Source organism: Roseovarius halophilus (ex Wu et al. 2025) (genome assembly GCF_047086965.1).
Window position 1 is genome coordinate 1 of the sequence record NZ_JBKOTX010000371.1, and the last position, 3022, is coordinate 3022.

Sequence of the window (3022 nt, forward strand, 5' to 3'; positions counted from 1 at the left end):
GTCTTCTGATGACTCTTAAGGACGAAGGCTACAGAGTTGATACGTGCAACGTGCTAGAGGAAGTTCTGCAATCAATCGTGGTGTCGCCGGAAAAGTGGCAGTCCTGCTCGCTCAGCGCTCGCTCGTCGACCATGTCCGGGACGTGGCGCGCGCGCTGCGTTTCTCGCTCCATGACGCGCGGCTGATGGTGGCCCGAATCGTGGGCCGCGATACCGCCGACATGGACGCCCCCGAAATCGCCCGCGCCGCGATCGAATCGGCGGCCGAGAATTTCAGCGACGGGATTGTCGCACCCGCCTTCTGGTTCCTCATTGCCGGGCTGCCGGGGCTGCTACTCTACAAGGTCGTGAACACCGCCGACAGCATGATCGGCTACCGCAACGACCGCTACGCACGCTTCGGCCGGGCCACGGCGCGGTTAGACGACCTTCTAAACATCGTCCCGGCCCGGCTCACCGCCCTGCTGATCGCCACCCCTGCCGGGCTCTTGCCACGGTGGCGCGCCATCGTGGCCGATGCCCGCCTGCACCGCTCGCCCAATGCCGGCTGGCCCGAGGCCGCGACCGCCCGCGCGCTCGACGTGGCCCTGTCGGGCCCGCGCGCCTATCACGGGCGGGTGACCGATTTCCCGTTCGTCCATCCCGCCGGGCGCAAATCGATCGGCGCCGACGAGATCGACGCGGCCTGCGCCCTGCTATGGCGCACGTGGGCGCTCCTGCTCGGCCTCGTCATCGCGCTGGCGCTGCTCACCGGCTGAGGCCCCGGGTCTTCTTCTCGGCACAAATACCCGCCAGCCGCCGGGCCACGAGCTTGCGGGACGGCTGTTGTCACGCTCCGATCCGTGGCATGGAGGACGCATCAAGCCCAACCAGAGATTTGTTCCATGCGATTTTCCTGCCTGTTCGCCCTGCTTGCCCTCACCGCCATGCCCGCTGCCGCCCAGCAATGCGGCGGCAGCTTCTCGGGCTTTGTCGGCGCGCTGAAATCCGAGGCGGTCGCGCGCGGCCATGCCCCGGCGACCGTCGACGCCTTCTTCGCCCCGGTGCGACGCGACCCGTCAGTGATCCGCGCCGACCGGCGGCAGGGCGTGTTCCAGATGAATTTCACCGATTTTGCGCGCCGCCTGATCAGCGCGAGCCGCCTCCAGATCGGCCGCCGCAAGGCCGAGCAGCACGCCGCCATCTTCGACCGGATCGAGCGACGCCACGGCGTCAGCCGGGGTGTTCTGCTGGCCTTCTGGGCGTTCGAGACCGATTACGGCGGTTTCCAGGGCGACTACAACACGCTCAACGCGCTCGTCACGCTGGCGCATGACTGCCGCCGGCCGCACCTGTTCCGGCCGCAGGTTTTCGCGGCGCTGAAACTCTACGAGACGGGCGATTTCGACCCGGTGACCACCACCGGCGCATGGGCCGGCGAGATCGGCATGGTCCAGATGCTGCCGCAGGACATTCTCAACAATGGCGTCGATGGCGATGGCGACGGCCATGTCAGCCTCAAGACATCGCCACCCGACGCGCTCATGTCCGGCGCGAAAATGCTGCAGCAGCTCGGCTGGCGCGCGGGCGAGCCCTGGCTGCAGGAGGTTTCCGTGCCGCGCGATCTCGACTGGTCGAAAACCGGCCTGCGCACGCGAATGCCCGCCGGTGACTGGGCCCGGCTGGGCGTCGCGCCGCGGCACGGCCAGCTGGCCCGCAACCTGCCCGCCAGCCTGATCCTGCCGCAGGGGCGCAAGGGCCCGGCCTTTCTGGCCTATCCGAATTTCCGGGTTTTCTTCGAATGGAACCAGAGCTTCACCTACGTGCTGACGGCCGCCTATTTCGCCACCCGGCTCGAAGGGGCGCCCGTCTTCGCCCCCGGCAATCCGGATTCCGGGCTGACGGACGGCCAGATGAAGACGCTTCAGCGCAAGCTAAGCCGGCGCGGCTACGATGTCGGTGGCGTGGACGGGATCCTGGGCGCGGGCACGCGCGCGGCGGTGCAGGACATCCAGCAAAAACTGGGCCTTCCCGCCGACGCCTGGCCAACGCCCGGGCTGTTGAACAGGTTGTGACGGTCCCCGTCGGGCCGCGGCATCATGCGCCTGCACGCCGCGGCCCCGCGGGACGGCGGGCGGGGCGATGTGCCCGCGCAGCGCGGCACGAGCGCCGTCGCCGTCACGCGACCATCGCCTCGGCCTTCTTCAGGTCCACGCTGACAAGCTGGCTCACCCCCTGCTCGGCCATGGTGACACCGAACAGCCGGTCCATCCGGCTCATCGTCACCGCGTGGTGGGTGATGATCAGGAACCGTGTCTCGGTCCGGCGGCACATCTCGTCCAGAAGGTCGCAGAAACGGCCCACGTTGGCATCGTCGAGCGGCGCGTCGACCTCGTCAAGCACGCAGATCGGCGCCGGGTTGGCGAGGAACACCGCGAAGATCAGCGCCAGCGCGGTCAGTGTCTGCTCCCCGCCCGAAAGCAGCGACAGCGTGCTGAGCTTCTTGCCCGGCGGCTGACACATGATCTCCAGCCCCGCATCCAGCGGGTCGTCGCTTTCTACCATCACCAGATTGGCCTCGCCCCCGCCGAACAGATGCTTGAAAAGCGTGGTGAAGTTTTCGTTCACCTGCTCGAAGGCCGTCAGCAGGCGTTCGCGCCCCTCGCGGTTAAGGCCGGCGATGCCGTTGCGCAGTTCGCGGATCGCGGCTTCGAGATCGGCCTTTTCCGATTGCAGGGCGTCATGCTCGTCCTGAACCTCGCGCGCGTCCTCCTCGGCGCGCAGGTTCACGGCGCCAAGCGCATCGCGCTGCCGTTTCAGGCGGTTCACATCCGCCTCGATCGCGTCGGCCTCCGGCATGGCGTCGGGATCGGCCCCGAGCCGCGCCAGCAGGTCCCCGGGTGTCGTGTCAAGGTCCTCGGCAATGCGCCCGGCGGCCTGCTCCTGCTGATGGCGACGCCCGAGATTGCCGCGACCCTGGCGCTGGGCGGCATCCTCGCCGGACTGGGAACGGACGTCATCGGGCGGCGCTATAGCTGATGGCG

General features: G+C 68.3%; 2 protein-coding genes and 1 pseudogene. 2 read left to right on the forward strand and 1 reads right to left on the reverse strand.

The genetic code is table 11. The features are described 5' to 3' along the window. Window positions 1–97: 97 nt before the first annotated feature. Both ACH107_RS31580 and ACH107_RS31585 read left to right on the forward strand, forming a co-directional pair. Window positions 98–757: pseudogene (locus tag ACH107_RS31580) on the forward strand (cobalamin biosynthesis protein); the annotation flags it as partial. 126 nt (window positions 758–883) lie between these two features. Beyond that, window positions 884–2053: a lytic murein transglycosylase gene (locus ACH107_RS31585; RefSeq protein ID WP_412509597.1), complete on the forward strand. Its 1170-nt coding sequence runs from the start codon at window positions 884–886 to the stop codon at window positions 2051–2053. Between the two features lie 103 nt (window positions 2054–2156). Here the strand turns inward: ACH107_RS31585 and ACH107_RS31590 are convergent. Continuing rightward, a partial coding sequence (locus tag ACH107_RS31590) for a chromosome segregation SMC family protein (protein ID WP_412509598.1) occupies window positions 2157–3022 on the reverse strand: 866 nt, incomplete at its 5' end.